21 protein-coding genes are annotated in these 26,086 nt (G+C 75.4%); 9 read left to right on the top strand and 12 right to left on the bottom strand.

What is annotated here, in order from left to right; genetic code table 11:
• Window positions 1-2: 2 nt before the first annotated feature.
• The 3 genes from J0910_RS09040 to J0910_RS09030 all read right to left on the bottom strand — a co-directional run bounded on the left by J0910_RS09040 (window position 3) and on the right by J0910_RS09030 (window position 3,757).
• A complete protein-coding gene (locus J0910_RS09040) occupies window positions 3-959 on the bottom strand; it encodes an ABC transporter permease (RefSeq protein WP_420158072.1) in 957 nt (318 codons plus the stop codon).
• The gene (locus tag J0910_RS09035) at window positions 959-1,963 is read right to left on the bottom strand and encodes an ABC transporter permease (RefSeq protein WP_420158071.1); all 1,005 of its coding nucleotides are present in this window, start codon (window positions 1,961-1,963) and stop codon (window positions 959-961) included. The genes J0910_RS09040 and J0910_RS09035 overlap by 1 nt, the downstream gene beginning before the upstream one ends.
• 123 nt (window positions 1,964-2,086) lie before the next feature.
• Complete coding sequence (locus J0910_RS09030; RefSeq protein WP_420158070.1) at window positions 2,087-3,757, bottom strand: ABC transporter substrate-binding protein; 1,671 nt, start codon at window positions 3,755-3,757, stop codon at window positions 2,087-2,089.
• A gap of 725 nt (window positions 3,758-4,482) precedes the next feature.
• On the opposite strand from J0910_RS09030, the gene J0910_RS09025 reads away from it, so the two are divergent.
• The gene (locus tag J0910_RS09025; protein ID WP_420158069.1) at window positions 4,483-5,115 is read left to right on the top strand and encodes a phospholipase; all 633 of its coding nucleotides are present in this window, start codon (window positions 4,483-4,485) and stop codon (window positions 5,113-5,115) included.
• A gap of 45 nt (window positions 5,116-5,160) precedes the next feature.
• Here the strand turns inward: J0910_RS09025 and J0910_RS09020 are convergent, their stop codons facing one another.
• The 5 genes from J0910_RS09020 to J0910_RS09000 all read right to left on the bottom strand — a co-directional run bounded on the left by J0910_RS09020 (window position 5,161) and on the right by J0910_RS09000 (window position 12,091).
• Window positions 5,161-6,042, bottom strand: a complete 882-nt coding sequence (locus J0910_RS09020) for an Fpg/Nei family DNA glycosylase (RefSeq protein ID WP_420158068.1) — start codon at window positions 6,040-6,042, stop codon at window positions 5,161-5,163.
• A 430-nt stretch (window positions 6,043-6,472) separates the two neighbouring features.
• A complete protein-coding gene (locus J0910_RS09015; RefSeq protein WP_420158067.1) occupies window positions 6,473-9,604 on the bottom strand; it encodes an AAA domain-containing protein in 3,132 nt (1,043 codons plus the stop codon).
• A gap of 215 nt (window positions 9,605-9,819) precedes the next feature.
• Window positions 9,820-10,101: a type II toxin-antitoxin system RelE family toxin gene (locus J0910_RS09010; protein ID WP_420158066.1), complete on the bottom strand. Its 282-nt coding sequence runs from the start codon at window positions 10,099-10,101 to the stop codon at window positions 9,820-9,822.
• Window positions 10,098-10,379, bottom strand: coding sequence for a type II toxin-antitoxin system Phd/YefM family antitoxin (locus tag J0910_RS09005; RefSeq protein ID WP_420158065.1), 282 nt, complete (start codon window positions 10,377-10,379; stop codon window positions 10,098-10,100). The genes J0910_RS09010 and J0910_RS09005 overlap by 4 nt, the downstream gene beginning before the upstream one ends.
• 68 nt (window positions 10,380-10,447) lie before the next feature.
• Window positions 10,448-12,091 (bottom strand): PucR family transcriptional regulator, encoded by a 1,644-nt coding sequence (locus J0910_RS09000; RefSeq protein WP_420158064.1) that lies wholly within the window; start codon window positions 12,089-12,091, stop codon window positions 10,448-10,450.
• 206 nt (window positions 12,092-12,297) lie between these two features.
• Here J0910_RS09000 and gabT point away from each other — a divergent pair, with 206 nt between their 5' ends.
• The 3 genes from gabT to J0910_RS08985 all read left to right on the top strand — a co-directional run bounded on the left by gabT (window position 12,298) and on the right by J0910_RS08985 (window position 15,067).
• The gene (gabT, locus tag J0910_RS08995; RefSeq protein ID WP_420158063.1) at window positions 12,298-13,638 is read left to right on the top strand and encodes a 4-aminobutyrate--2-oxoglutarate transaminase; all 1,341 of its coding nucleotides are present in this window, start codon (window positions 12,298-12,300) and stop codon (window positions 13,636-13,638) included.
• 153 nt (window positions 13,639-13,791) lie between these two features.
• Entirely contained in the window at window positions 13,792-14,592 is an 801-nt protein-coding gene (locus tag J0910_RS08990) for a carbon-nitrogen hydrolase family protein (protein WP_420158062.1), read from the top strand.
• A gap of 226 nt (window positions 14,593-14,818) precedes the next feature.
• Window positions 14,819-15,067 carry a hypothetical protein gene (locus J0910_RS08985; protein WP_420161925.1) on the top strand — a complete coding sequence of 83 codons (249 nt, stop codon included), beginning with the start codon at window positions 14,819-14,821 and terminating at the stop codon, window positions 15,065-15,067.
• 307 nt (window positions 15,068-15,374) lie between these two features.
• Here the strand turns inward: J0910_RS08985 and J0910_RS08980 are convergent, their stop codons facing one another.
• Complete coding sequence (locus J0910_RS08980) at window positions 15,375-16,874, bottom strand: CoA-acylating methylmalonate-semialdehyde dehydrogenase (RefSeq protein ID WP_420158061.1); 1,500 nt, start codon at window positions 16,872-16,874, stop codon at window positions 15,375-15,377.
• 105 nt (window positions 16,875-16,979) lie between these two features.
• The gene (locus tag J0910_RS08975) at window positions 16,980-18,272 is read right to left on the bottom strand and encodes an aspartate aminotransferase family protein (RefSeq protein ID WP_420158060.1); all 1,293 of its coding nucleotides are present in this window, start codon (window positions 18,270-18,272) and stop codon (window positions 16,980-16,982) included.
• A 171-nt stretch (window positions 18,273-18,443) separates the two neighbouring features.
• On the opposite strand from J0910_RS08975, the gene J0910_RS08970 reads away from it, so the two are divergent.
• Window positions 18,444-20,066, top strand: a complete 1,623-nt coding sequence (locus tag J0910_RS08970) for a PucR family transcriptional regulator (protein WP_420158059.1) — start codon at window positions 18,444-18,446, stop codon at window positions 20,064-20,066.
• A gap of 128 nt (window positions 20,067-20,194) precedes the next feature.
• Window positions 20,195-20,689, top strand: a complete 495-nt coding sequence (locus J0910_RS08965) for an Lrp/AsnC family transcriptional regulator (RefSeq protein WP_420158058.1) — start codon at window positions 20,195-20,197, stop codon at window positions 20,687-20,689.
• Between the two features lie 25 nt (window positions 20,690-20,714).
• Here the strand turns inward: J0910_RS08965 and J0910_RS08960 are convergent, their stop codons facing one another.
• Both J0910_RS08960 and rlmN read right to left on the bottom strand, forming a co-directional pair.
• On the bottom strand, window positions 20,715-21,206 hold the full coding sequence (locus J0910_RS08960) for a hypothetical protein (protein WP_420158057.1): 492 nt from the start codon (window positions 21,204-21,206) through the stop codon (window positions 20,715-20,717).
• 16 nt (window positions 21,207-21,222) lie between these two features.
• Window positions 21,223-22,320, bottom strand: a complete 1,098-nt coding sequence (gene rlmN / locus J0910_RS08955) for a dual-specificity RNA methyltransferase RlmN (RefSeq protein ID WP_420158056.1) — start codon at window positions 22,318-22,320, stop codon at window positions 21,223-21,225.
• 357 nt (window positions 22,321-22,677) lie between these two features.
• On the opposite strand from rlmN, the gene J0910_RS08950 reads away from it, so the two are divergent.
• From J0910_RS08950 to J0910_RS08940, 3 genes are all read left to right on the top strand, one after another.
• Window positions 22,678-23,760, top strand: coding sequence for a suppressor of fused domain protein (locus tag J0910_RS08950; RefSeq protein WP_420158055.1), 1,083 nt, complete (start codon window positions 22,678-22,680; stop codon window positions 23,758-23,760).
• Window positions 23,761-24,202: 442 nt separating this feature from the next.
• The gene (locus J0910_RS08945; RefSeq protein WP_420158054.1) at window positions 24,203-24,808 is read left to right on the top strand and encodes a helix-turn-helix domain-containing protein; all 606 of its coding nucleotides are present in this window, start codon (window positions 24,203-24,205) and stop codon (window positions 24,806-24,808) included.
• On the top strand, window positions 24,805-26,064 hold the full coding sequence (locus tag J0910_RS08940; protein WP_420158053.1) for an MFS transporter: 1,260 nt from the start codon (window positions 24,805-24,807) through the stop codon (window positions 26,062-26,064). Before J0910_RS08945 ends, J0910_RS08940 begins: the two co-directional genes overlap by 4 nt.
• The last annotated feature ends 22 nt before the right edge of the window (window positions 26,065-26,086 follow it).

Genomic DNA, 26,086 nt, shown 5'->3' with positions numbered 1-26,086 from the left:
GCTCACTTCCTCAGTCTCGGGTCGAGCGACTCGCGCATCGCCTCGCCCATCAGGGTGAAGCCGAGGGCGGTCACGATGATCGCCAGCGCGGGGAAGACCGCCAGCTGCGGTGCGCCGCCGAGGAACCGCTGGGCGTCGGCGAGCATGGTGCCCCACTCGGGGACCGACGGGTCGGGGTTGCCCAGCCCCAGGTAGGACAGGGCGGCGGCGTCGATGATGGCGGTGGCCAGGCTCAGGGTGAGCTGGACCAGCACCGGCCCCATCGAGTTGGGCAGGATGTGCGCCAGCGCGATCCGGCGCCGGCGCGCGCCCAGCGCCCGGGCCGCCAGCACGTAGTCCCGGCTCCCCTGGGCGATCATCGCGCCGCGCAGCAGCCGGGCGAAGATCGGGATCTGCGCGGCGCCGACCGCGATCATCACCGTGGTCAGGCCCTGGCCGAGCAGGGCCGCGATGCTCACCGCCAGCAGCAGGGTGGGCAGCGCCAGCATCATGTCGGTGAGGCGCATCAGCACCGTGTCGATCCGGCGGCCGGCCCGGCCGCCGAGGGTGTGGGCGGCCCCGGACACCCCGCCGAGCAGCGCCCCGGCGGTGAAGCCGAGCCCGGCGGCCACCACGCCGACCAGCAGCGTCTGCCGGGCACCGATCACCATCCGGGAGAACTGGTCCCGCCCGAGGTTGTCCAGGCCGAGCCAGTTCTCCGCGCGCGGCCCGACGAACACGTTGCGGTTGGGGAAGACCTCGGTGCCCCAGGTCTGCGCGGTGGGGCTGTACGGGGCGATCAGCTCGCCCAAGACGGCGACCAGCAGGAACACCCCGACGACGGCGGCGCCGGTGATCGCCATCGGGTCGCGGCGCATCCGGGCGAAGGCCTCGCGCCACACCCCGCGCCCCGCGCCGTCCTCCCGGCGGGCGGCGACCAGCTCGGCCAGCCGGTCGATCCGTTCGGTCCTGGCCGTCATCAGCTCACCCGCACTCTCGGGTCGAGGAGGCTGTAGGAGATGTCCACGAGCAGGTTGATCAGGACGTAGACGGTGGCGATGATCAGGATGAAGCCGAGCAGCACCGGGTAGTCGCGGGTCTGCGTCGCCGCGTAGATGAACTCGCCGATGCCGCCGAAGGCGAACACGCTCTCGGTGAGCACCGCGCCCGCCAGCAGGCTGCCGCTGAGCAGGCCGATCGCGGTCACCACCGGGAGCATCGCGTTGCGCAGCACGTGCCGGGTGCGGATCGTGCCGCGGTGCAGCCCCTTGGCCTCGGCGGTGCGCACGTAGTCCTCGCCCAGCACCTCGATGACGCTGGCCCTGGTCATCCGCACGATCACCGCCAGCGGGATGCTGGACAGCGCCAGCCCGGGCAGGACCAGGTGCATGAGCGCATCGGCGGCGGCGTCCCACTCCCGGGTGGCGATCCCGTCGACGACGAAGAAGCCGGTGATCCGGGTGGCGTCCAGCCCCGGCGACTGGCGGAAGGCCGACGGGAACAGCCCGAGCTGCTCGGCGAAGACCAGCTTGAGCACGAAGGCCAGGAAGAACACCGGGGTGCAGATGCCCAGCAGGGAGCCGCCGACGGCCAGCGCGTCCAGCGGCCCGCCGCGGCGGCGCGCCGCCAGGTAGCCCAGCGGGATGCCGATGGCCACCGCGAACAGCATCGCCATGGCGGCGAGCTCGGCGGTGGCCGGGAACTTGATCAGGAACTCGGTGAGCACCGGCCGCCCGGTCTGCAGCGAGGTGCCCAGGTCGCCTTGGAGGAGCTGCAGCACGAACCGGCCGTACTGCTCGAGGATCGGGTCGTCCAGGCCCATCGCCCTGCGCAGTGCCGCCCGCTGCTCGGCCGAGGCGTCCTCGGGCAGCAGCGCGTACTCGGGTCCTCCGGGCAGCAGCCGCACCCAGAAGAAGAGCAGGACCGAGAGGCCGAAGAGGGTCGGCACGGCCGTCAGGACGCGCCTGGTGATGAAACGGAGCACCGTTGCAGCCGCCTGCCTGTCGGAGCGGCCGGCCCGCCGGGGCCGGCCGCCGGTCGTCGGTGGGTCTGCGGGCCGGGGCGGCGGGCGCCGCCCCGGCCCCTCTCGCCGGGTCCGGGGCTCCGGTCAGCGGAAGGAGGCCTCGGCGAAGTTCTCCTGGGTGAGCGGGCTGACCGCCGGCGGTTCGACGTCGGGGGAGAACACGATGGAGGGCGCCGAGTGCGAGATCGGCAGGCCCGGCAGGTAGTCCATGATCACCTCGTTGGCCTCCTGGTAGAGGCCGGTGCGGGCCTCCGGGTCGGGTTCGGAGGCGGCCGCCTCCATCGCCTCGAAGACGCCGTCGTCGCGGAACCCCCAGGCGGTCTTGTAGCCGTCGAACCAGGTGCCGAGGAAGTTGTAGGCCTCGTTGTAGTCGCCGGTCCAGCCGAGCAGGTAGAGGCTGCACTCGCCGGCGTCGGTGTAGGGGATGTACTCGTCCCAGGGCTTGGACTCGGGCTCGATCGCGATGCCCGCGGCCTCCAGGTCGGCCTGGACGATGTCGAAGATGTCCTTGGGCGCCGGCATGTAGGGCCGGGAGACGTCGGTGGGGTAGCAGGCGTTGAGGGTCAGGTCCGACTCCCCGGCGTCCTCCAGCAGCCCGGCGGCCTTCTCCGGGTCGTGCTCGTAGGCGGTGACGTCGGGCGACCAGCCCTGGACGGTCTCCGGGACGAACTGGGTGGCCACCTCGCCGCCCTCGGGCAGGATGGTGTCGACGATGCGCTGCCGGTCGACCGCGTGCGCGATGGCCCGCCGCACGTCCGGCTCGTCCAGGGCCTCGTCCGCCTCGGGGTTGTAGGCCAGGTAGAGGACGTTGAACACGTCGCGGACCGGGACCTGGAAGCCGGCCTCCTCCAGCGGCCGGACGTCGGCGGGCGCGGCCAGGTCGTAGCCGTGCACGTCGCCGGCCTCCAGTGCCTGCCGGCGGGCGGTCTCCTCGGAGATGGTCTTGATGATCAGCGTCTTGACCCCGGCCGGCTCGCCCCAGTAGTCGTCGTACCGCTCGAGGGTGACCTCCCTGGCGTCGTGGTCCCAGGACTCGTAGGTGTAGGGGCCGGTCCCGGCGATCACGCCGGCCTCCTGGCTGTAGTCGGGGAGCACCGGGGAGCCCTCGTCCCCGCCGACCTCCTGGCCCGCCGCGGCCTCGATGGAGGCGGGGCTCATGATCGCGAACGAGCTCAGGCTGAAGGCCCCGGGGAAGGCGGCCGAGGACTCGGTGACGGCGATGGTGACCGTGGTGTCGCCCTCGGCGGTGCAGGACTCGTAGAGCGACTCGGGCAGGTCCTCGTCCTCGTTCTCCGCGAACCCGCCGAAGACGGCCTGCCAGTAGTAGGTCTGGTTGCTGCTCTGGTAGCCGCCGGTGAACTCGTTCCACCGGTCGAAGTTGGCGCAGACCGCCTCGGCGTCGAAGGCCTCCCCGTCATGGAAGGTGACGCCCTCGCGCAGCTGGAAGGTCCACTCGGTGCCCTCCTCGTTGGACTCCCAGCTCTCGGCGAGGCCGCCGATGATCTCGGTGCCGCCGGGCTCGTGCTTGAGCAGCGTCTCCATCACCTGCCGGGTGACCCGGAAGCTCTCCCCGTCGTTGACGAGGACCGGGTCGAGGGAGCGGGGGTCGCCCGCGCCCGCGAAGACCAGGGGCCTGCTCTCGTTGGGGTCGCCGCCGGCGTCCCGCTCGCTCTGCGCGCACCCCGCGGCGGCGACGGCGGTGGCCGCGGCCGCCGCCAGGGGCGCGAGGAACCTCTTGGACGTCCTCGTGAACACTGTCCACCTCATCCGGGGGTTGGTGGCACTTCCGGGAACTGGCCCGGACCCTATTTTCTTTTTCCCGCGGCGGCGGCGCCGTGATCGGCCGTCAACGGAAACGTTTCCTTTCCGCGCCTTACCGGACCCAGAGGGAAAAGCACTGCCACGGCAAATCCGCACCTTCCACCCCTTCAGGTGCGGTTTCACACCGGGAATCACCTTGGTGAACGATGTTGCGGGCGGGAAGTCCGAAAATTCCGCCCTTACCTCGGAGCCACTACTCCTTCACTTTTTCCGATTCGGCGGGCGACCGCCCCGGAAACCGATCTTCCGATACCCGGGGCGGCGCCGGCCGACCGGAAGGCCCGGCCCCGCGGAGGAGAAGAGGGGAAAGGGCCGGGCGGACCCGCGCACCGGAGCGCCGCGGGCCCGGACCGGCCGCCCCGGGACTCGGGCGCGGACCGCGTCCGCCTCGAGCGCCGAACCCGGCCGCCCGAACCTCTCGCGCCGGGACGCACCACCGGGGTAAAGTCACCGGCCGCCGGGTAAAAACCCGGCAATGCGCAGGCGCCCCACTCTGCGCATCTCATCCCCGACCAGCAGAATCACCCCTGTCACACCTGTGGGCACCCGTGTCCCACGCTGCTCCGCAGCACCGGGAATCCGATTCGCACCACCCGATTCCCCCGTTTCAGACCGGCCCCGACCGGGGCCCGGTCCCGATGCATACGGAGAGGACCCGAATGCGCGTCTCCCCCGCCGGCCGCCCGCGCGTCATCGCGGCCACCGCACTCGCAGCCCTGGCCGCCCTCGCGGCGTCCCCCGCTCCGGCCGCCGCGGACACCCTCCCCCCGGAGGAGGTCCGCGGCATCACCGACGACTACGTCTTCGCCTATTCGCTCGGCGAATTCACCTCGGTCAGCGCCGACCGGCCCTACGAAGGGCAGCTCGACTGGTCCAACGACGGCTGCTCCTACTCCCCCGACCAGCCGCTCGGCAACGACTTCCTGCCCGGCTGCGCCCGGCACGACTTCGGCTACCGCAACTTCAAGCTGCAGGAGCGGTTCACCGAGGAGAACCGGGCGCGCATCGACAACGTGTTCCGCGACGACCTGTACGGCATCTGCGACGGCGACTGGGTGTGCCGCGGCGTCGCGGACATCTACTACGCGGCGGTGCGGGCCTTCGGCGGCCAGAGCGCCGACACCGGCGAGGCGCTGGAGCGCGGCCGGGTGGAGGAGAAGGCCGAGCTGCTGATGCTCACCGCCGAGGAGGTCGAGTCCGCCGACGACCCGGCCGAGGCGGAGCGCCTGCTGGAGACCTTCGAGGACAGCACCGGGGTCGACCTGGCGACCGAGCACCCGGCCGCGCACTGATCCCCCGCCGCCCGCGCCGGTCCGGCGCGGGCGGCACGGCCCCGGCTACTTCTTCTGGCAGCCGGGGCACCAGTAGAGGGTGCGCCCGGCCAGCTCCGCGGAGCGCACCCCGGTGCCGCAGACCCGGCACGGCTCACCGGTGCGGTAGCAGACGTAGAGCGTGTCGGGCCGGGGCACCGGGGCCGCGTCCGGGTCCGGCCGGTGCTCGGGGCGGGTGGTGACGATCTGCCCCTCCCGGACGCCGATCCGGAGCAGCTCGCCCAGGTCCTCCCAGAGCGCCTCCCACTCGGACCGGTCGACGTCCCGGCCCGGCCGGTAGGGGTCGATGCCGGCGCGGAACAGCGCCTCCGCCCGGTAGATGTTGCCGATGCCGGCGATGACGTCCTGGCGCATCAGCAGCGCCGCGACGGTGGTCCGGGACCGGGAGACGGTGCGCCAGGCCCGCTCGGGGTCGGCGTCGGCGCGCAGCGGGTCGGGCCCCAGCCTGGCCTGCGCGGCGAGCTTGGCGTCCTCCCCGATCACCTCGCAGGCGGAGGGGCCGCGCAGGTCGACCCAGCCGGTGCCGCTGACCAGCCGGGCGCGGACCGCGCCGACCGGCTCGGGCGGCACCACGAACCCCTCGGCGTCGCGCGCCAGGTCCCGGCTGCGGCCGCCGGGCGCCCGGGGCGCGCCCAGGTACCGCTCGCCGTCGGCGTCGCCGAAGGTCCACGCCCCGTACAGGCCCAGGTGGACGCGGAGCCACTCGCCGGAGTCGAAGCCGAGGAAGAGCTGCTTGCCGTGGGCCTCGCTCTCCTCCAGGACCCGCCCGTCCAAGCGCCGCGCCCCGTCGGCGAACCGGCCCTGCGGGCTGGACACCCGGAGCCGGGCGCCCCCGTAGTTCTCGGTGAAGTGCGCCGCCAACCGGTGCAGCGTGTGGCCCTCGGGCACCCCGCCCCCTCGTCCCCGGGCAGGTCGGCCCGGCCTGTTCGTACACCTTCCGCGGCCCGCTCCGCGCGGACCGAAGCGCACTCTATCCGGAGGCGGGCGGTGCCCGGTCCCGGGGCTCCGGCGAGGGCGGGCCCGCCCGGAACGCCGGAGGCGGCGGGGGGCCGCCGCGGGCGGGTCCCGGCCCGGATCCGCGCCCTTCTCCGCCCCGCCGCGGACCGGGCTGCGGCCCCGGGCGCCCTCCCTGACCCGCGCCCGGGGCCGGCGCCCCGGGGTGGCTCGGCCCCGGACCGGACGGCGGAGCCCGGCCGCGACCGGGGGCGGCCCACCGCCCGGGGCGCCGGCGGTCCCGGAAGCGCGGTTCGGCAGGGGCCGAGGTCCCCGGCTCCCCGCCGGCGGGCGGTCCGGCCACCGCCGCACGGGGCCGGCGGCGTCAGTCGCGGAGGTTCCGCCGCCCCTCCGGTGCGGCGGCGAGGACCTCGGCCGCGGCGGAGTCGGGGGCGCTGAGGCAGCGCCAGGCCGGCACGCACACCACCGGTTCGCCGGAGCGGAGCTCCAGCAGCCGGCCCCGGTGCAGCAGGCGGCGCAGCCCGATGCCGGTCCGGGCCTGGTCGACCAGGACCAGCAGCGTCCCGTCGGGGGTGCGCACCCGCAGGTCGGCGCGGTACCCGGCGACGCCGGGGCCCGGTTCGGCCCCGGCTCCGCGGGCGCGCAGCGCGGCCAGCAGCGCGAGCGGCGCCGGGGCCGGCGGCTCGCCGGCGCCCGGTGCGGCCCCCGCCCCTCCGGGGGCCGTCGCCTCCGCGCTCGCCGACCGGCACAGCGCGCCGCCCGTCCCGTCCTGGCCGGACCAGTGCGCCCTGTCCCCCACCACGATCAGCCGGGCCCGGGTCCGGGTGAGCGCGGCGGCCCACGCCCGGCTCGGGGCGTCGCCCGGGGAGGGCCGCCACCCCTCGGGGACGCCGGTCGCCGAGACCACCATGACGTCGACCGCGCCGCCGTCCAGCGCGTCCCAGAGGCCTTCGCCGCGGCCGCCGAGCCGGAAGTGCCCGGCGCCGCCCACCCGGACCTCGTGCGCGAAGGTGCGCCGGCGCAGCAGCCGGCGGAGGAGCGTCCACTGCGCCTGGAACGGGGCGATGACGCCGATCCGCGCCCCGGGCGGCAGCGACCCGTCGAGCTGCTGGAGCAGGACCGCGACCCGGTAGGCCTCGTCCCGGTTGACCGCGGAGCCGCCCGGCACCGGCTCGCACCGGCCCGGGGCGTGCCGCCACTCCACCGCCGGCCCGGAGCGGACCGGCAGCGCCTCCGGGTCGGCCAGCGCGTGCAGCCGACCGCCGTAGCAGTGCCGGGCGGCCAGGGCGGTGATCTCGGGGTGGGTACCGTCCCGGCCCTCCAGCCGGTGCACGGCCCCGCCCGACTCCTCCGCCGCCGCGGCGCACGCCCGGTAGGCCGACCCGGTCGCGCCTCCGTGGCGGGGCGGCCGGTCGGCGGGCAGCCCGGCCCGCTCCCGCATGGCGCGCTCCTCCTCCGGGTCCAGGGCGGCGGCCGGGGCGGGCGCCGCCGGGTCGCCGATCACCAGCGCGCGCTTGGCCCGGTACAGCAGCGGGACCAGTTCGGCGGTACTGAACCGGTCCGCTTCGGCCACCACCACCAGGTCGAACAGGCCCGGGACCGGGGGCAGGGCGCGGGCCCGGCGGACCGCGACCGACCACGCGGGCACCGCCGCGAGCAGCCGCGCGAAGCCGCCCCAGGGGTCGTCCGGCCGGTTCAGCGCCTCCAGCCGGTCGGCGATGGCGGAGCGCCCCCGGGCGGTCCGGCGCTCCTCGGCGGCCTCCAGGTGGGCGGCGCCGGAGAGCAGGTGGCAGGCGAGCGCGGCGTCCAGGCCGGAGAGGAGCTCGGGCAGCGGGGCGGCGCGCCCGCGCCGGTCGAGCGCGGCCCGCCACTCCTCCTCCAGCGCCGCGGCGCGGCAGAGCAGGTCCAGGTTCTCCGCCGTGGGCTCCACGCCCAGGTCGCGCCGGATCGCGGAGCGGTGCGCGAGCCCGGTGAAGCCGCCCTCCCGGGCGCGCCGGGCGCGGCGCAGCCAGTAGCCGGGTTCTCGGCCGGCCGCCCCGAACAGCTCCTCGGGGTCCCAGCCCTGGTCGGCGAGGCGGCGGCGCTCGGCGGCGAGCAGGGCCAGGGCGTGCCCGCCGGAGGCCGCCGCGTCGATCGCCCGCCACGCCTCCCGCACCCGGCCCCAGTCGTCGCGCAGGCTCCGCCGCCGGGCCACGTGGTCGGAGGGCTCACCGGCAGGTCCGGCGAGCCGGGTGAGCACGGCCGCCTCGACGGCGCGCGCCCCGGGGCCGCCGGCCCGCATCACCGGGCCGCCCGGTCCGCCGCCGGGGCCGGCGCCGGGGAACGGCGGCAGCCGGTCCTCCGGGACGGCGACCAGGACGCTCTGCCCGTCGGCCCGGGCGGTGCGCACCGCGGCGTCGACCAGCGGGCCGGCGCCGGTGCCCGGAGGTGCGGCGACCGCGGTGAGGGTGCGGCGCATCGCCGAGTCCAGGGCGGCGTGGTGCTCCTCGCCGAGCCGCTCCGCCGCCACCGGGAGGACCGGTTCGTCCCGGGTCCGGGAGGCCCCGCCGAGGAGCGGCCCCAGGGCGGTGGCCGCGGCCCGCTCGGGGCGGACCGCGTCCTTGCGCCCGGGGTCGAGGTCGGCGATGACCCCGGTGCGGCCGGGGTGGGAGCCCCGGTCCCCGGTCCCGGCGTCCGCACCGGGGCCGGCCCGGAAGAGCAGGGCGGTGTTGTGCGCGCCGGGCCGCAGGTCGGCCAGGGGGACGGGGCCGCGCAGCAGGCCGGGGTCGACGTCGTCGATCCGCTCGATGTGCAGCCGGGCCAGCACGGTCAGCGCGGCGTCGCGCAGCCCGGGGCGGTCCGGGCCGCGCAGCGCCTCCCGGAAGGCGGCGAACTCCTGGGCGGTGTCGATCCCCAGGAAGCGGAGCAGGGCCGGGTTGACCTCGGGGGGGCCGGAGAGCCGGATCCGCGGCCGGCCGCCCGCCGCCGCGGGCGCGGCCAGGGCGTCGGCGACGAACAGCGGTGCGGCCCGGAGCGGCCGGTCCGCCGGGACCGGGGGCGCCCCGCCGACGGGGAGGTGGTCGTCCGGTTCGGCGGCGTCCCGGGCGGCGAGCACGACGAGGGGGTAGCCGTAGCGGAGCCGGCCGCCGCGCGCCCCGTCCAGCGGGCCCGCGGCGCCGGGCGGGATGCCGATGCTGCTCTCCGCGCCGCTGAGCAGCTCCTCGACGCCGCCCGGCAGCATCGCCCAGCGGCCCGCGGGCGGCTCGCCCGGGTCGATCAGGTGCTCCAGCTCGTCCTCCCGGGCCAGGCACTCCCGGTAGTGGCCGAGGAGGGCGGCGGCCCGCTCCTCGGCGGCCGCCTGCGGGGAGCGGGCCACGCTGCGGCGCACCGCGTCCGGCACCGCGACGGCCGCCACCGGCCCCTCCGCCTGCGCGGGGGCCGGGAGCACCCGGACCGCCGCGGGCCGCCGCGCCCCGGGGTCGCCGTGCACCGTCGGGTCGTGCTGGGGGACCGCCACGTCGCACCTCACGTGTCGAGGAGGGATCGGTACCGCCCGGTGACCGGAAGGCCACCCAGCGCCATCACGGCCATTCTCCGCCGGTCCCCGCCTTCCCGCAGGAAGACGGCGGATTCCTCCCGGATGCCCTTTTCCCCGCCCCTTTTCGGCCCCCTCCCCTCCGCCCCGCCTCCGTTTCCCCGCCCGAGGCCGGTGTCCCCCGGCCTGGCGACCGCTCAGCGCGAGCGGTAAGCGTCCGCCCGGTGCTCGATGGCGGTCACCGTCACAGCGTGCGCCTCCTCATCGATGAGGTAGAGCACCCGGTAGGCACCCCGCCGCGCTGATCTCATGCCTTCGCATGGTGGAAGGAGAAGCCGTTTGCCCAGGCGATGGGGATTCTCCAGAAGCGGCCCCGTGATGAACTCGTGCACCGCGGTGGCGGCCTTCTCCGGAAGGCGGGCGGCCGGCACGCGCCCGGCGGCACTCGTCATCTTCAACGTGTAGGGCTCAGAGGTCACCGGGGCGTCTTCCGTTCCGCCATCAGCGCGGCCACTCTCTCCGCGTCGAGGACGTCACCGGATTCGATGTCCTTTTTGGACTCGGCGAGCTGGCGCATCAGCTCTGGACTGGCCAGCACCTCCAGCGTCTCCTCCAGCATCGCCAGATCGTCCGGGGAGATCAGGATCGCCGCTTCTCTGCCATGCCTGGTGATCACCACTCTCTCGTGGGTGCGCTCGACCTCGTCCACGAGCTCCGAGAGACGGTTGCGGGCTTCAGTGAGAGACAGGTTCGCCATGCCACCAGGACACCCATATTCTGCCTCGTTATCTGTACAGAACGGAGGTGATTCAAGTTCTCCGGCCCTCAGCCCCGGTCGCGTTCGAGGGTGCGCAGGGCGAGCCAGAGCTCGGTGCGGTAGTCGGGGTCGTCGAGGTCTCCGGGGAGCAGTTCGCGGATCCGGTTGATCCGGTACCGGAGGGTGTGCCGGTGGACGCCGATCGACTCGGCCGCGGCGTCCCAGCGGCCGGAGGCGGCGAGGTAGGCGCGGAGCGAGGCGAGCAGGTCCGCCGCAGAGCGGCGGCCGGTGAGCGGGGCGAGGACCTCGCCGGCGATGCGGGCCCCGGCCGGGCCGCCGACCAGCCCGAGGAAGCCGCCGGGGAGCTCGGCGGCGCGGACCACCCCGGCGCCCTCGCCGCGCGCCGCCTCCAGGGCGCGCTCGGCCTCGGCGCGCGCGGCGGGCAGGCCGGGCAGCGGCGCGGGGCGGCTCGCGCCGACCGGCCCCCCGGTGAGGCCGGCCAGCACCCCGGCCGGGTCGGCGGCCTCCGGGCCCAGCACCGCGATCCGCGTCCGCCGCCCGCCCCCGCCGGAGGCCCTCCGGGCCGCCGGCTCCGGTTCGGCCCGGGCCGGCAACCGGGCCGCGAGGCAGTCGCCCGCCACCGCGGGGAGCGGCGCCGCGGCGTCCTCCGACGGCGCCTCGGCCACCGCCACCACCAGCGGCGGGTCGGGCAGGGCGGCACGCAGCCGGTCCGCGCCGGCCAGGTCCAGGCCGCCCTCCAGGAGGGCCTCCACCAGGCCGCCGACCAGGTCGCCGCCGGCCGGGTCGCGGTGCTCCAGCTCCAGGGAGAGCAGTGAGGCCGCGGCGCTGACCAGGGTCCGCTCGTCGGGGCCGAACCGGTGCGCGGCGCCGATCGCCAGGAAGCCGCGGACCCGGCCGGCCACCCCCAGGGCCTGCACCGCGACGGTCTCCCCGCGCGCGGCGACCGAGGCCCCGGCGGGCCGCTTGGAGTCGCGGAGCCGGCGCACCTCGCCGGCGAGGCCGGCGGCGCGCTCCGCGGCGGCCGGCGGCACCGCGTGCCGGGGGCGGCCGTCCTGGTCGAGCAGGAGGACCCAGCCGCCGGCGGCGCCGGCCTCCTCCCGGGCCCCCGGGGCCGCCCCGCCGGGCCCGGCCGGCGGCCCGCCGGTGTGCGGCTCCGGCGCGCCGCCCTCCCTCCCGGCGCGCGCGGCGGCCCGGCCCAGCTCGGTGGCGAGGCGCTCGACGACCGCGGCCTCGCCGCGCAGGGCCGCCTGGGTGAGCCGGCGCTGGGCGTCGAAGGCGCGGGTCAGCCCCTCGTACTCCTCCTCGGCGAGCAGCCGGGAGACGGCCTTTCCCACCGCCATGAACGGGGTGGGGCGGGGCACCTCGATGAGCGGGAGGCCGGCCTCCGCGGCCGCCTCCAGCAGGGGCGCCGGGATGTCGTCGTGCGCCACCTCGACGCCGAACCCCAGCCCGGCCGCGCCCCGGTCGGCCAAGCGGCGGACGTAGGACAGCGCCGCGTCCCGGCTCGGCTCCTCCGGCCAGCGGATGCCGGTGGTCAGCACCAGCTCGCCGCCTTCCAGGTAGGGGGTGGGGTCGGTGAGCTCGCTGATGGCGACCCAGCGCACCCGGCGGGCGCCGGCGTCGTCGCCGCCGGCCCGCAGCCGCAGGCCGAGGCGGGGAATGCGCAGCACGGCACCGAGGGTCGGCGGCACGGGGCTCCCTCCCGGGCGGCCGGCGCTCCCGTCCGCCCTTCCAGTTTGGCCAGGTGGCGGCTTGATTTTATCCGGAAAGGAGATGGGGGTCCGGTCCGAGCGGCCATAAGGTCGCAGGCGTCGAGCAGGCCGCCAGCGGCCGAAGCCAGGCAGCAGGGGGCGGGCACACCGGCACGCCGCCGCACAGACGAGGGAGGAGAGCACCCATGGCCACCAGCGAGGTCGCCCAGGCGCGGCGGATCGTCACCGAGATCCCCGGCCCCCGGTCCCGCGCGCTCCAGGAGCGCCGGCTCAGCGCGGTCGCGAAGGGCGTCGGCAGCACCATGCCGATCTACGTGCAGCGGGCGGGCGGCGGCATCGTCGAGGACGTCGACGGCAACGCGCTGATCGACTTCGGCTCCGGCATCGCGGTGACCAACGTCGGCAACGCCGACCCGCGGGTGGTCGAGCGCGCCTCCGAGCAGCTCTCCCGGTTCACCCACACCTGCTTCATGGTCAACCCGTACGACTCCTACGTGGAGGTCTGCGAGGCGCTGAACCGGCTCACCCCGGGCGGCCACGAGAAGCGCTCCGTGCTGCTCAACTCCGGCGCGGAGGCGGTGGAGAACGCGGTCAAGATCGCGCGCAGCGCCACCGGCCGCCAGGCGGTCGTCGCCTTCGACCACGCCTACCACGGCCGCACCAACCTCACCATGGCGCTCACCGCCAAGAACATGCCCTACAAGGAGGGCTTCGGGCCGTTCGCCGGCGAGGTGCACCGGATGCCGATGGCCTACCCCTACCGGTGGGCGACCGGCCCGGAGAACTGCGGGCCCGAGGCGGCCGCGCAGGCCATCGAGCAGATCACCAAGCAGATCGGCGCGCACAACGTGGCGGCCGTGGTGATCGAGCCGATCCAGGGCGAGGGCGGCTTCATCGTCCCGGGCGAGGGCTTCCTGCCCGCGATCGCCGAGTTCTGCCGCGCCAACGGCATCGTGTTCATCGCCGACGAGGTGCAGACCGGCTTCGCGCGCACCGGCCGGATGTTCGCCTGCGACCACGAGGGCGTGGTGCCCGACCTCATCACCACCGCCAAGGGCATCGCCGGCGGCCTGCCGCTGGCCGCGGTCACCGGCCGCGCCGAGCTGATGGACGCGGTGCACGGCGGCGGCCTGGGCGGCACCTACGGCGGCAACCCGGCCGCCTGCGCCGCCGCGCTCGCCACCATCGAGGCCATCGAGGCCGACGGGCTCGCCGAGCGGGCCGCCGCGATCGGCGAGCGGATGCTGGGCCGGCTGCGCGACCTGGCCGGCAAGCACGACATCATCGGCGACGTGCGCGGCCGCGGCGCGATGGTCGCGATCGAGCTGGTCGAGGGCGGCGGCGGCAAGGCGCCGAACACCGAGGCGCTGGCCGAGGTCGTGAAGTACTGCCACTCCCAGGGGCTGATCCTGCTGTCCGCCGGCACCTACGGCAACGTGATCCGGATGCTGCCGCCGCTGGTCATCGGGGACGACCTGATCGACGAGGGGCTGTCCATCCTGGAGGAGGCCTTCGCCCGGCTGTAGCCGCCGGCCCGGCCGCCCTCTGCGCCGTTCGGACCGGACGGGCCCGCACTCCGCTGGGGTGCGGGCCCGTTCGCGTCCCCTCGCGGCCGCCGCGGACCGGGCGTGCGGCAGCATGGGTGCGCACGGTGTGTTCACGGCGGTGGGAGGCGGGCCATGGTGGCGGTCGCGGTCGGGCAGTTCGCGCCCGGCGAGGACAAGGACGAGAACCTGGCGGCGGTGCGCGGCCTGGTGGCCGAGGCGGCGGGGAAGGGCGCCCGAGTGGTGCTGCTCCCGGAGTACGCGATGTTCACCGCGCCCCGCACCGACGAGCGGTTCGTCGCGGCCGCCGAGCCGCTGGACGGCCCGTTCGCCTCCGGGCTGGCGGCGCTCGCCCGGGAGTACGGCGTGCACGTGGTGGCCGGGGTGAACGAGTTCCTGCCCGAGGCGCCCGAGCGGTTCTCCAACACGCTGGCGGCTTTCGGTCCGGACGGCGCCCTGGAGGCCCGCTACCGGAAACTGCACCTCTACGACGCGTTCGGGGTGACCGAATCCGCCGTCGTCGCGCCCGGCCCGATCGCCGACCCGGAGACCTTCGAGGTGGACGGCGTCCTCTTCGGCCTGCAGACCTGCTACGACCTCCGGTTCCCCGAGGTGACCCGGCGGATCGTCGACGCCGGCGCGCACGTGCTGCTGCTGGCGGCGGAGTGGGTTCCCGGCCCGCTCAAGGAGGACCACTGGACGACGCTGCTGCGCGCCCGGGCCATCGAGAACACGGTCTATGTGGCCGCCGCCGGGCAGAACGCGCCGACGGGCTCGGGCAACAGCATGCTCGTGGACCCGGCGGGCACACGCGTGGTGGCCCTGGGTGAGCAGACCGGGGTAGCGGTCGGCCGTATCGACCTGGCCCGCATCGCCGAGGTCCGGGAGCGGAACCCGGTACTCCGGGTGCGCCGGTTCACGGTCGTGCCCCGCTAGCTCAGCCAAGCGTCACCAACAAACCGGACAAAATACCCCATGACCTCCAAGACTTGACCGAGGTATTCCCTGGACGACTACCAAGAGTTAAGATGCATGGGCTTAGAGTCACATGAAACGGGCTGAGCCATTCCCGTCGCAGACCGTTTCTGGTTCAATAAGAGCCGATCTCTATAGGTCCGCCAGACTGTCCTAAACCACGGGGGGAGCAGGGACGTTGAGCGGTCTGAGCATATTGCCGTACGCGGGCACCGACGACGAAACGACCGATATCCACACTTTCAGTCCCGAGCTGTTGAGCGACGCGCAGTGCATGGGGGATGCCTGCGCAATCTGCCACGCGCGCTGGCCGCGCCCGCGCCACCCGCTGGGCGTGCTTCCCGACGGCGGCTGCGTCTTCGGGTGCGCGGAGTGCGGCGGCCTCGCCGCCGCCTACGGCGCGCGCGGCGAGGCGCCCGAGTTCGCCGTCCGCTGAGGGTCTGCCCGCCGCCCGCCGCGGCGGGCCGGCGGCGGAGCGAGCACGGCGGGGAATGAAGAGGGGGTGCCCCGGGCCCAGGGGGAGAGCGGGCCCGGCGGCACCCCCTCGACGCGCCCGCTTCCGTGGGGAGGAGGGGAAATGAGCGCGTCTTCCGGTTATGTCGGCTCCCGCCGGTGCGGCGCCGCGCCCCCGGGGCCGCCGCGCGGCGGATCGCTCCCCACGATACTGCCCGTAGCCGCGCTCCGACCCCCGGTAGGCCGATCCCGCCCGGAAATACCGCGCCGGGGCCCGGGGCTCCCCGTGCTCAGCCGTTGGTCGGGAAGCCCAGCTCCACCCCGCCGTGCGACGGGTCGAGCCAGCGCGCGGTGACCGCCTTGGTCCGGGTGTAGAAGTGCACCCCCTCCATGCCGTGCGCGTGCGAGTCTCCGAACAGCGACTTCTTCCAGCCGCCGAAGGAGTAGTAGGCCATCGGCACCGGGATCGGCACGTTGATGCCGACCATCCCGACCTCCACCTCGTTCTGGAAGCGCCGGGCCGCACCGCCGTCGTTGGTGAAGATCGCCGTGCCGTTGCCGTAGGGGTTGGCGTTGACCAGGTCCAGCGCCTCGGTGTACCCGGAGACCCGGATCAGCGAGAGCACCGGACCGAAGATCTCGTCGGTGTAGCAGCTCATCTCCGGGGTCACCCGGTCCAGCAGCGACGGACCGAGCCAGAACCCGTCGGCGGCGCCGCCCAGCACCGGGTGCACCCGGCCGTCGATGGCCAGCGTCGCCCCCTGGCGCACCCCGGCCTCCAGGTAGCCGGCGACCTTGTCCCGGTGGGCCCGGGTGACCAGCGGCCCCATCTCGCTGCGCTCGTCGTCGCCGGGCCCCACCCGGAGCTCGGCGACCCGGGCCCGGATCCGCTCCAGCAGGTCGTCGGCGATGCCCTCCACCGCGACCACCGCGGAGATCGCCATGCACCGCTCCCCCGCCGAGCCGAAGCCGGCCGACACCGCGGCGTCGGCGGCCAGGTCCAGGTCGGCGTCGGGCAGCACCACCATGTGGTTCTTGGCCCCGCCCAGCGCCTGGACCCGCTTGCCGTGCCGGGCCGCCGTCTCGTAGACGTAGTGCGCGATCGGGGTCGATCCGACGAAGCTGACCGCCTTGACGTCCTCGTGCTCCAGCAGGCCGTCGACGGCGGCCTTGTCGCCGTGCAGCACGTTGAAGACGCCCTCGGGGAGCCCTGCCTCGGCCCACAGCTCGGCGATGCGCACCGACGCCGAGGGGTCCTTCTCGCTGGGCTTGAGGATGAAGGTGTTCCCGCAGGCGATCGCGACGGGGAACATCCACATCGGCACCATGGCCGGGAAGTTGAACGGGGAGATCCCCGCGACGACGCCCAGCGGCTGCAGGATGGAGTAGGCGTCGACGCCGGTGGAGACGTTCTCCGAGTAGCCGCCCTTGAGCAGGTGCGGGATCCCGCAGGCGAACTCGACCACCTCCAGGCCGCGGGCGACCTCGCCCGCCGCGTCCGAGCGGACCTTGCCGTGCTCGGCGCTGATCAGCTCGGCCAGCTCCGGCGCGTGCCGCTTGAGCAGCTCGCGGAAGCGGAACAGCACCGCGACCCGCTTGGTCAGCGAGGTGTCGCGCCAGCCGGGGAAGGCGGCCCGGGCCGCCGCCACCGCGGCGTCGACGTCGGCCGGGGAGGCGAAGTCGACGGTGCCGGTGGCCTCGCCGGTGGCCGGGTTGTAGATGTCCCCCCGGCGCTCCGCGGCGCCCGCGGCGGGCTTGCCGCCGATCCAGTGGGTGACGTGCTTGGACATGCTGATGGACCTCTCGGCTCGGTGGTCCCGCGGGGCCCGGCGGCACCGGGGCCCGCGGGGGAAGGGTGGGCGGGGCGGCGGGCGGCGCCGCCCCGTCGGATCCGGCTAGCGCGCCGCGGCGTCGACCGCGCGGACCGCCTCGGCCAGCACGTCCCGGCCTTCGCGGGCCTCCTCCTCGGTGAGGGTGAGCGGCGGCGCCATGCGCAGCACGTTGCCGCGCAGCCCGCCCTTTCCGATGAGCAGCCCCCGGCGGCGGGTCTCCTCCAGGACCGCGCCGGCCAGCTCCGGCGACGGCGCCCCGGTGCCCGGGTCGACCATGTCGACGGCGAACATCAGGCCCTTGCCGCGGATCCCGCCCACGGTGGGCAGCGAGGCCAGCGGGGACAGCCCGTCGAGCACGACCGGGCCGAGCCGGGCCGCGTTGGCCTGCAGGTCGTGGTCGAGCACGTAGTCCAGGGTGGCGTTGGCCGCCGCGGTGGCGACCGGGTTGCCGCCGAAGGTGGAGAGCCCGTTGGCGGGGAGGCCGTCCATCAGGTCGCCGCGGGCGACCACGCCGCCGACAGCGAAGCCGTTGCCGAGGCCCTTGGCGAAGGTCAGCGCGTCCGGGACCACGCCGTGGTTGCCGATGCCCCAGAACGAGGAGCCGGTGCGCCCCCAGCCGGTCTGCACCTCGTCGGAGATGAACAGGATGCCGTGCTCGTCCAGCACCTCCTTGTAGGCGGCGAGCAGGCCGTCGGGCGCCATGGTGAACCCGCCGACGCCCTGGACCGGCTCGGCGATCAGGCAGGCGGCGTCGTCGGTGACCGCGGTGGCCAGCACCTCCCGCAGGTCGGCGACGCAGGCCTCGGTGTAGGCCGCGTCGTCCATGCCGCGGAAGGCCGGCAGCTCCCGGTCGGTGCCGTGCAGGTAGTGCACGTTGAGCGGGGAGAGCGAGGAGTTCTTCCAGGCCTTGTTGCCGGTGACGGCGACGGCGCCGAAGGAGCGGCCGTGGTAGCTGCCCCGCATGGCCAGCACCTCGTCGGAGCGGCGCGCCGCGGTGGCCAGCAGCAGGGCGGTCTCGTTGGCCTCGGTGCCGGAGTTGGTGAAGAAGACCTTGGCGTCGGGGATGCCGGAGAGCCGGGCGATCTTCTCGGCCAGCTCGACCTGCCCGCGCAGCAGGTACAGCGTGGAGGTGTGCACGACGCCCTTGGCGAGCTGCCGCTCGACGGCCTCGCGCACCTCTGCCACGTCGTAGCCGATCATGTTGGTCAGGATGCCGGCGAAGAAGTCCAGGTAGGTCTCGCCGGCGGCGTCGGTGACGCGGTTCCCCTTGCCGCCGGTGATCTCGATCGGGTCGTCGTAGTAGAGGGACAGCCACGAAGGCATGACAGCGCGGTGACGCTCGTGCAGTTCCGACATGACCTCAGTCTCACTCCGCCGCCCCTCCGCCCGCCAGCGCCACTGTGCAGTTTCCGCCGCCCCGGATCTGACACTCTGTAAGGCGTTTTCCCGGGTTTCCGCCATCACTCTGTAAATCGGTCAGCGCTCGCGTTTGACACATAGCAGGAGGCCGCGCCGTAGACTCGGAGTGTGCTCCCCACTCTCGCCGAAGTCCTCCGCATCCCCGTCGTGCAGCGGGCGCGGCCCCGCGTCGTGGTCGGCGAGGACCTGCTCGACGTCACCGTCCGCTGGGTCCACATCGCCGAGGTCACCGACCTGGCCCACCTGCTGCGCGGCGGCGAGCTGGTGCTGACCACCGGCATCGCCATGCCGGACTCCGCCGACGAGCTCCGCCGCTACGTGCAGGACCTGGCCTCGGTCGGGGTCAGCGGCATCGCCGTCGAGCTGGGCCGCAAGTACGGCGCCGAGTCGGAGCTGCCGCGCGCCCTGCTGGAGGCCGCCCGCGACGCCCGCATCCCGGTGGTCTCCCTGGAGCGGGAGACCCGCTTCGTGGAGATCACCGAGGCGGTGCACGTCCGGGTGGTCAACCGGCAGCTGGAGGAGTCCCGCGAGTCCGAGCGGCTGCACGAGGTGTTCACCCGGCTCTCGGTGGAGGGCGCCCGCCCCGAGCGGGTGCTGCACGAGGTGGCGCGGCTCTCCGGCTGCCCGGTGGTGCTGGAGAACCTCAGCCACCAGGTGCTCCTCTGCGAACTCGGCGGGGAGGACCCGGAGGCGGTGCTGGCCACCTGGGAGTCGCGCTCGCGCACCCTGCGCTCGGAGACCCGCACCGTGCACGACGCCCCGATGGGCTGGCTGGCGACCGTGGTCGGGGCCCGCGGGCAGGACTGGGGGCGGCTGATCCTGATCTGCGGCGCCGCCCCTTCGCCCCGGCACTCGATGCTGCTGGAGCGCGCCGCCACCACACTGGCCCTGGGCCGGCTGCTGGAGCGGCACCAGGAGAGCCTGGAGCGCCAGACGCACCGCACCATCATCGCGGGCATCGTGGACCGCTCCTACTCCGACCCGCAGGAGGCGCTGGTGCGCGCCCGCGCCGTGGGGGTGCCGCTGGACGGCCGGTCGCTGAGCGGGCTGGTGCTGCGGCTGCCGGACGGCGGCACCGGGCTCAGCGCGGAGGCCCGGCTGGCAGACGGGGCCGAGGCGGTCGCCCGCGCCTGCCGCGAGGTCCGGCTGCCGGCGCTGGTCGGGTCGCTGGACGACGTCCGGGTCGGCGTGCTGCTCGCGCTGCCCCGCGGGCGCGACCCCGAACCCCAGCTGCAGCGGCTCGCCGAGCGGATCCGCGAGCTCACCGGCACCGGCCCGGTGCTGGCCGTCGGCTCGCCCACCGACGACATCCGCGAGGTCCGCCGCTCGTTCCTGGAGGCCCGGCAGGTGGGCGACGTGGCGCTGCGCCAGCCCGGTCGGCTGCTGTACCGCCTGCCCGACCTGCACCTGCGCGGCCTGCTGCACCTGTTCCGGGACGACGAGCGGCTGCAGACCTACGTGGAGCGGGAGCTGGGCGCGCTGCTCGCCTACGACGCCCGGCACGGCAGCGACCTGACCGAGATGCTCCGCTGCTACCTGGAGGCCGGCCGGAACAAGGCGCTGGCCGCCTCCACCGCGCACCTGTCCCGGCCCGCGTTCTACGAGCGGCTGCGCCGCATCTCCCGGGTGCTCGGCGCCGACCTCGGCTCGGTGGAGACCTGCGTGTCGCTGCACGTGGCGCTGCTCTCCCTGGACGCGGTGCGGGACCGCCTCGGGCCGGTGGACGGGTGAGCGAGCGGTTCCCGGGACGGCCGCCCGTACCGTGCAGTAGTTTTGTTTCCGTCGTCCGACCCACCCCGAACGGCCGATTCCGTGCCCGCCGCCCCGGGCACCGGCCCTCTCTCCCAGCGGAGGAGCATGTGACCGAGCAGGAGGGCAAGTCCCCGGCGCCCCGGCGGAACCACGCCGCGCCGGTGCTCGATGAGACCGCCAAGCGCATCATCGAGCAGCTCCAGGAGGACGGCCGGCGGTCCTACGCCGCGATCGGCAAGGCCGTCGGGCTCTCCGAGGCCGCCGTTCGGCAGCGGGTGCAGCGGCTGCTGGAGACCGGGGTGGTGCAGGTCGTCGGGGTCACCGACCCGATGATGCTGGGCTTCAGCCGGCAGGCGATGATCGGGGTGCGCTGCGACGGCGACCTGACCGCGGTCGCCGACACCATCGCCGATCTGGACGGCTGCGAGTACGTGGTGGTCACCGCCGGCTCCTTCGACGTGCTGGTCGAGGTGGTCGCGGAGAACGACGAGCGGCTGCTGCAGATCCTCGGCTCGATCCGCGCCGTGCAGGGCGTCCGCTCCACCGAGAGCTTCCTCTACCTCAAGCTCCGCAAGCAGGCCTACGCCTGGGGGACGCGCTGACGCAGCCCCGGGGCGGCGGCCCGGATCACCCGCCGGGCCACGGGGCGCCGGAGACCGCGGCGACGGCCCCGGGCGCGTAGACCAGCACCAGGAACCGGGCGGACCGGGTGGCCATGGTCACCGACGCGAACACGCTCAGCCGCATCCGCACCGCCCCGGCCAGCACGCAGACCGCCATCAGCGGCGGGATGCTCACCAGTGAGGAGAGCGCCAGCAGGCCCGCCCCCCACCAGGGCTGCTCCTCGGCCCGGCGGCGCCACCGCCCGGCCCGCTCGGCCCACCTGCCGGGCGGCCGCTCGGCCTTCCGCTTCAGCCACCGGACGTTCAGCACGCCCATACCGGCGTAGTAGAACGCGATCTTGCCCAGCGTCTGCCCGGCCGCGGCGGCCAGCGCGACGGCGATCCGCAGCGCGTCGTCGCCGAAGACCGCCGCCCCCAGCAGGTAGACCTCGATGTTGATGAGCGGGACGAGGCCGGCCGCGGCGCCCACCGCTAACGCGAGGAGCGTCTCCTCCATCCGCCCCGACCGGGGATCAGTTCTCGGCGGCGGCGAGCTGGCCGCAGGCGCCGTCGATCTCCTGGCCCCGGGTGTCGCGCACGGTGACCGGGACGCCGTGCGACTCCAGGCGGCGGACGAACTCCCGCTCGTCCTCGGGCCGGGAGGCGGTCCACTTCGACCCGGGGGTGGGGTTGAGCGGGATCAGGTTGACGTGCACCAGGTTCCCCTTGAGCAGCCGGCCGAGCAGGTCGGCGCGCCAGGCCTGGTCGTTGATGTCCCGGATGAGCGCGTACTCGATGGAGACCCGGCGGCCGGTGGTGTCGGCGTAGCGCCAGGCCGCGTCGAGCACCTCCTCGATCTTCCACCGGTTGTTGACCGGGACCAGCTCGTCGCGGAGCTCGTCGTCGGGGGCGTGCAGCGAGATGGCCAGCCGGACCTGCATCCGCTCGGCGATCAGCTTGTCGATCGCGGGCACCAGGCCGACGGTGGACACGGTGACGCCGCGCTGGGAGATGCCCAGCCCGCCCGGGACCGGGTCGGTCATCCGGCGGACCGATTCCAGCACCCGCTTGTAGTTGGCCAGCGGCTCGCCCATGCCCATGAAGACGATGTTGCCGATCCGCCCGGGGCCGCCGGCGACCTCGCCGCGGGCCAGGTCGCGGGCGACCGAGACCACCTGGTCGACGATCTCGCCGGTGGAGAGGTTCCGGGTCAGCCCGTTCTGGCCGGTGGCGCAGAACGGGCAGTTCATCCCGCAGCCGGCCTGCGAGGAGACGCAGAGCGTGGCCCGGTCGGGGTAGCGCATCAGCACCGACTCGAACAGCACCCCGTCGAAGGCCCGCCACAGGGTCTTCCGGGTCATCCCGCCATCGCAGGTGATGTGCCGGACCGGGGTGAGCAGGTTCGGCAGCAGCGCCTCGCCCAGGCGCTCCCGGGAGGCCTCGGGCAGGTCCGTCATCGCGGAGGTGTCGGACTCCAGGTGGCCGAAGTAGTGCTGGGCGATCTGCTTGGCCCGGAACGGCTTCTCACCGAGTTCGGTGACGACGGCCCGCCGCTCCTCAGGGCTGAGGTCGGCGAGGTGCCGCGGCGGCTTGGCGCGGCGGGGAGCGGCGAAGGTGAGCTCGGCAGGCATGAACATCCACTAGGACGACGGGTGGGACTGCGGCCGGCGTGGCCGGCTGCGGACGAGAACCTTGAGGACCGATAACGCTCTTGCTCGCGCTAGTGCGGTGCAGCCGGACGGGCACTACGGTCATACTATGCGCCCCCTGGAGGATGCGGCACGCCGAAGGCCCGCGGCCGCACGCCCCGCCCCGGTCCCCTCCCCGCTCGGCGCCGGCCCGCACCGCCGGGCCGCAGGGCCCCCTCGGCCCGCGGAGCGGCGGACCCCGCTCCCGGAGGGAACCGCAGGCGGCCGGGCGGCCCGGCCCGGAGGAGCACCGGGCCGCGGTCGCCGGAAGGCGCCCGGAGAGCAGAGAAGGGAGCCAGGGTGGCCGGAACGCGCGTGCTGCTGGACGAGTTCAGCCCCTACCGGAGCCGCCGTGTCCTCGTCGAGTGCGACTCCCGCACCACCGCCGCCTACCTGATGGACGCCCGGGGCCGGATCCGGGTGCCGGTGTGGCTGGCCAACCACGAGCCCGCGCCGGAGACCAACGACCCGGCCGGGCTGTACCGGGGCCGGGCCCCGCTGATGCCGGCCGCCTACACCCGCCACCCGCAGGGCAGGGCGCCGTTCGACGCGGCGGCGCTGCGCGCCGTCTGGTTCGAGGAGGGCGACGGGGTCGCGCTGCTGGAGGGCGAGGAGCTGCTGGCGATCATCCCCGGCTGGGCCGAGGCCGACAGCGGGCTGCCGGGCTACGCCCGCGAGGCGATCGGGCGCAGCCCCTACGCCTGGGCGCTGGAGCCGGTCCGGGCGCAGCTGTGGCCGCGGGTGGTGCACGCCGAGGCGTACTGGTCCTGGCGGGAGGCGCCGAACGCCTGGCGCACCGTGCAGCGGGCCGTCTTCAACCACCTGACCGGCGCCGTCGGCCCGCCGGGGCACTACTGGGACGTCTCCGACGGCCACGCCCCGCTGATCCGGGTCACCGAGCGCCCGCCCACCGCGGACCGCGCCTACACGGTGCTGAGCACGGTGGGCATGTGCGGGCAGCGGATGCCGACCCTGGACCGCTACATGGCCGACACCTCCGACTACGCCCGGATCGAGCTGGCGCTGGCGACGACGCTGCCGGCGCACGCGGCGGCCCGGGTCTTCCGGTGGATCGGCGCCTTCCCGTGGCGGGCGGTCACCTGGTTCGGCCCGGGGCACAGCGTGAAGTGGCTGGACAACCCGGAGGACCGGCTGGTGCGCGGGGACAGCTCGGCGATGCTGCTGGTCTCCGACCCCGAGGCGCTGGCGGGCGGGGGCCACCGGCCGCCGGACACCTCGGGCCTGGCCTTCCACGGCGATCCGGTGCGCTGGCTGTGGCTGGTCCCGATCACCCGCCCCGAGCACCTGTTCGCCAAGGAGCACGACGCGGCCACGCTCATCGACAAGCTCGCCGCCGAAGGCCGCAGCTGGATCCTGGGCTGACCGGCCCCGCAGCGCCCCGCGTCCCGTGCCGGCCACCGCCGCGCAGGTGCCGCGCGCCCGCCGCGGCGGCCTCCCTTCCCCGGGCGCCCGCGCGCCCCGCCCGCACCGGGAGGGCCGGCGCGCCTGGCCGAAGGGTCCCGGCCATGAGCGCCCCGCCCGTACCGGCCCGCTCAGGACGTCCGCCGCGCGGGGCCGACGCGGCCGCCGGCGGCGGGCGCGCAGCGCCGGAAGGCCCTCCGGAGAGTCTTCCGGGACGCCCCCCGAGGGACTCCTCCGGCCCGCACCCGGCCGGCCCGCACCGGAGGCCCACCCCCGCGAGACCTCCCCGCAGCGGCCGCGGCGGGTACCGGGCGCGGCCGCTCCGGGGCGGCCCTCGCGGAGCCCCCTCCGACCACCAAATAATTCTTTGACGGTCGGCGCCGGGTCCGCCAGGATCGCCGCCATGAACGACTCAGACGGGCCCCCGCGCCGCCCCGAGCGCCCGCCCGGCGAGTCCGTGCGCGGCCTGCGCGTGCTCGCCCATCCGCTGCGGCTCCGGCTGCTCTCCCTGCTCACCGGGGCGGCGATGAGCGCCGCCGAGGCCGCCCGCGAACTCGGCGAGTCCCAGGCCAACGTCAGCTACCACCTGCGGCGGCTGCACAAGGCCGGACTGGTGGAACTCGCCGAAGAGGTGCCGGTCCGCGGCGGCCTGGCCCGCCGCTACCGGCACGACCCGGAGAGCGGCCGGCTCGCCCCGAGCCCGCTGGAGGACCCCGCGGCCCTGCAGGCCGCACTGGGCGACGAGCCGCGCCGCCGCGCCGCCCTGCACGACCCCGGCCTGCGCCGGCACTTCACCGACGCCGAGGTGTGGGTGGACGCCGGCGAGTGGGACGGGATCGTCGACCGGATCGGGGAGCTGAGCGCCGCACTGCACCGGGCGGCCCGGGCGCCGCGCTCCCCCGGCACCGTCCGGGTCAGCGCCACCATGCTGCTCTTCGGCATGGCGGACGGCGCCCCGGCCGAACCGCCCGGCGGCGCACCGGGCACCGGCCCCGGGGAGGAGGCGTGACCGGGACCGGCCGCGCCGGGGGCGCCGCACCCGCGCTGACCGCCCCGCTGCGGCACCGCCCGTTCCGGGCGCTGGCCGCGGGGCGGACCCTGCTCTACTTCGGCAACGGCCTGGCCACCGTCGCGCTGGCCTTCGCGGTGCTCGACGCGACCGGCTCGGTCGCCCAGCTCGGCCTGGTGGTCGGCGCCCGGAGCCTGGCCAACGTGCTGCTCCTGCTGGCCGGCGGGGTGCTGGCCGACCGGATGCCGCGCGGCCTGCTGCTCTGCGGCGCCTGCGCGGTGGCCGCCGGATCCCAGGGCCTGCTCGCCGCCTCGCTGATGCTCGGCGCGGCGTCGCTGCCGCTGATGCTCGTGCTGGCCGCGGTGAACGGCGCGGCCGCGGCGGCCAACCTGCCGGCCGCCGCCGCGCTGGTCCCGCAGACCGTCCCGGCCGGGCTGCTGCGCCAGGCCAACGCGCTGGCGCGGATCGGCATGGAGGGCGGCCGGATCGTCGGGATGTCGTTCGGCACCCTGCTGGTCGCGGTGGTCGGGGCGAGCGGCGCCATCGCCGCCGACGGGGCCGCGTTCGCGCTGGCCGGGGTCTGCTTCATGGCCGTCCGCACGGCCTCCCCGGCGCGCTCCTCGGACCTGCCCGCCAACCCGCTGCGGGAGCTGGCCGAGGGGTGGGCCGAGTTCACCCGGCGCCGCTGGGTGTGGCTGGTCGTCGCCCAGTTCATGGTGGTCAACGCCGCGATGAGCGCCACGGTCTCGGTGCTCGGCCCGGCGATCGCCGACGCGTCCTTCGGGCGCACCGCCTGGGGCCTGCTGCTCACCGTGCACAGCCTCGGCCTGCTGCTGGGCGGGCTGCTCGCGGCGCGCTGGCAGCCGCGGCGCGCGCTCTTCTACGGCGTCGCGCTGACCGCGCTGGAGGCGGTCCCGCTCCTGGCACTGGGCCTCTCCCCGGCGCTGCCGCTGCTGTTCGCGGCGATGTTCCTGGCCGGGGTGGCCGTGGAGCAGTTCACCGTGGCCTGGGAGGTCTCGCTCCAGCAGAACGTCCCGCAGGACCGGCTGGCCCGGGTCTACTCCTACGACGCGCTCGGGTCCTTCCTGGCCATGCCGCTGGGGCAGGTCGCGGTCGGGCCGGTGGCCGAGGCGGTCGGCGCCGGCCCCGCCCTGGTCGGCGCGGCGGCGCTGATGCTGGCCGCGACGGGGGCCGCGCTGACCGACCGCGGCCTGCGCACCCTGCGCCGGGCGGAGGGGCCCGCCCCGGCGGCTTGACTTCAACTTTGGTTGAGGTTGT

Source organism: Nocardiopsis oceanisediminis (assembly GCF_048595525.1).
Taxonomy (GTDB): domain Bacteria; phylum Actinomycetota; class Actinomycetes; order Streptosporangiales; family Streptosporangiaceae; genus Nocardiopsis_A; species Nocardiopsis_A oceanisediminis.
This window is presented reverse-complemented; position numbering and strand designations above follow the sequence as displayed.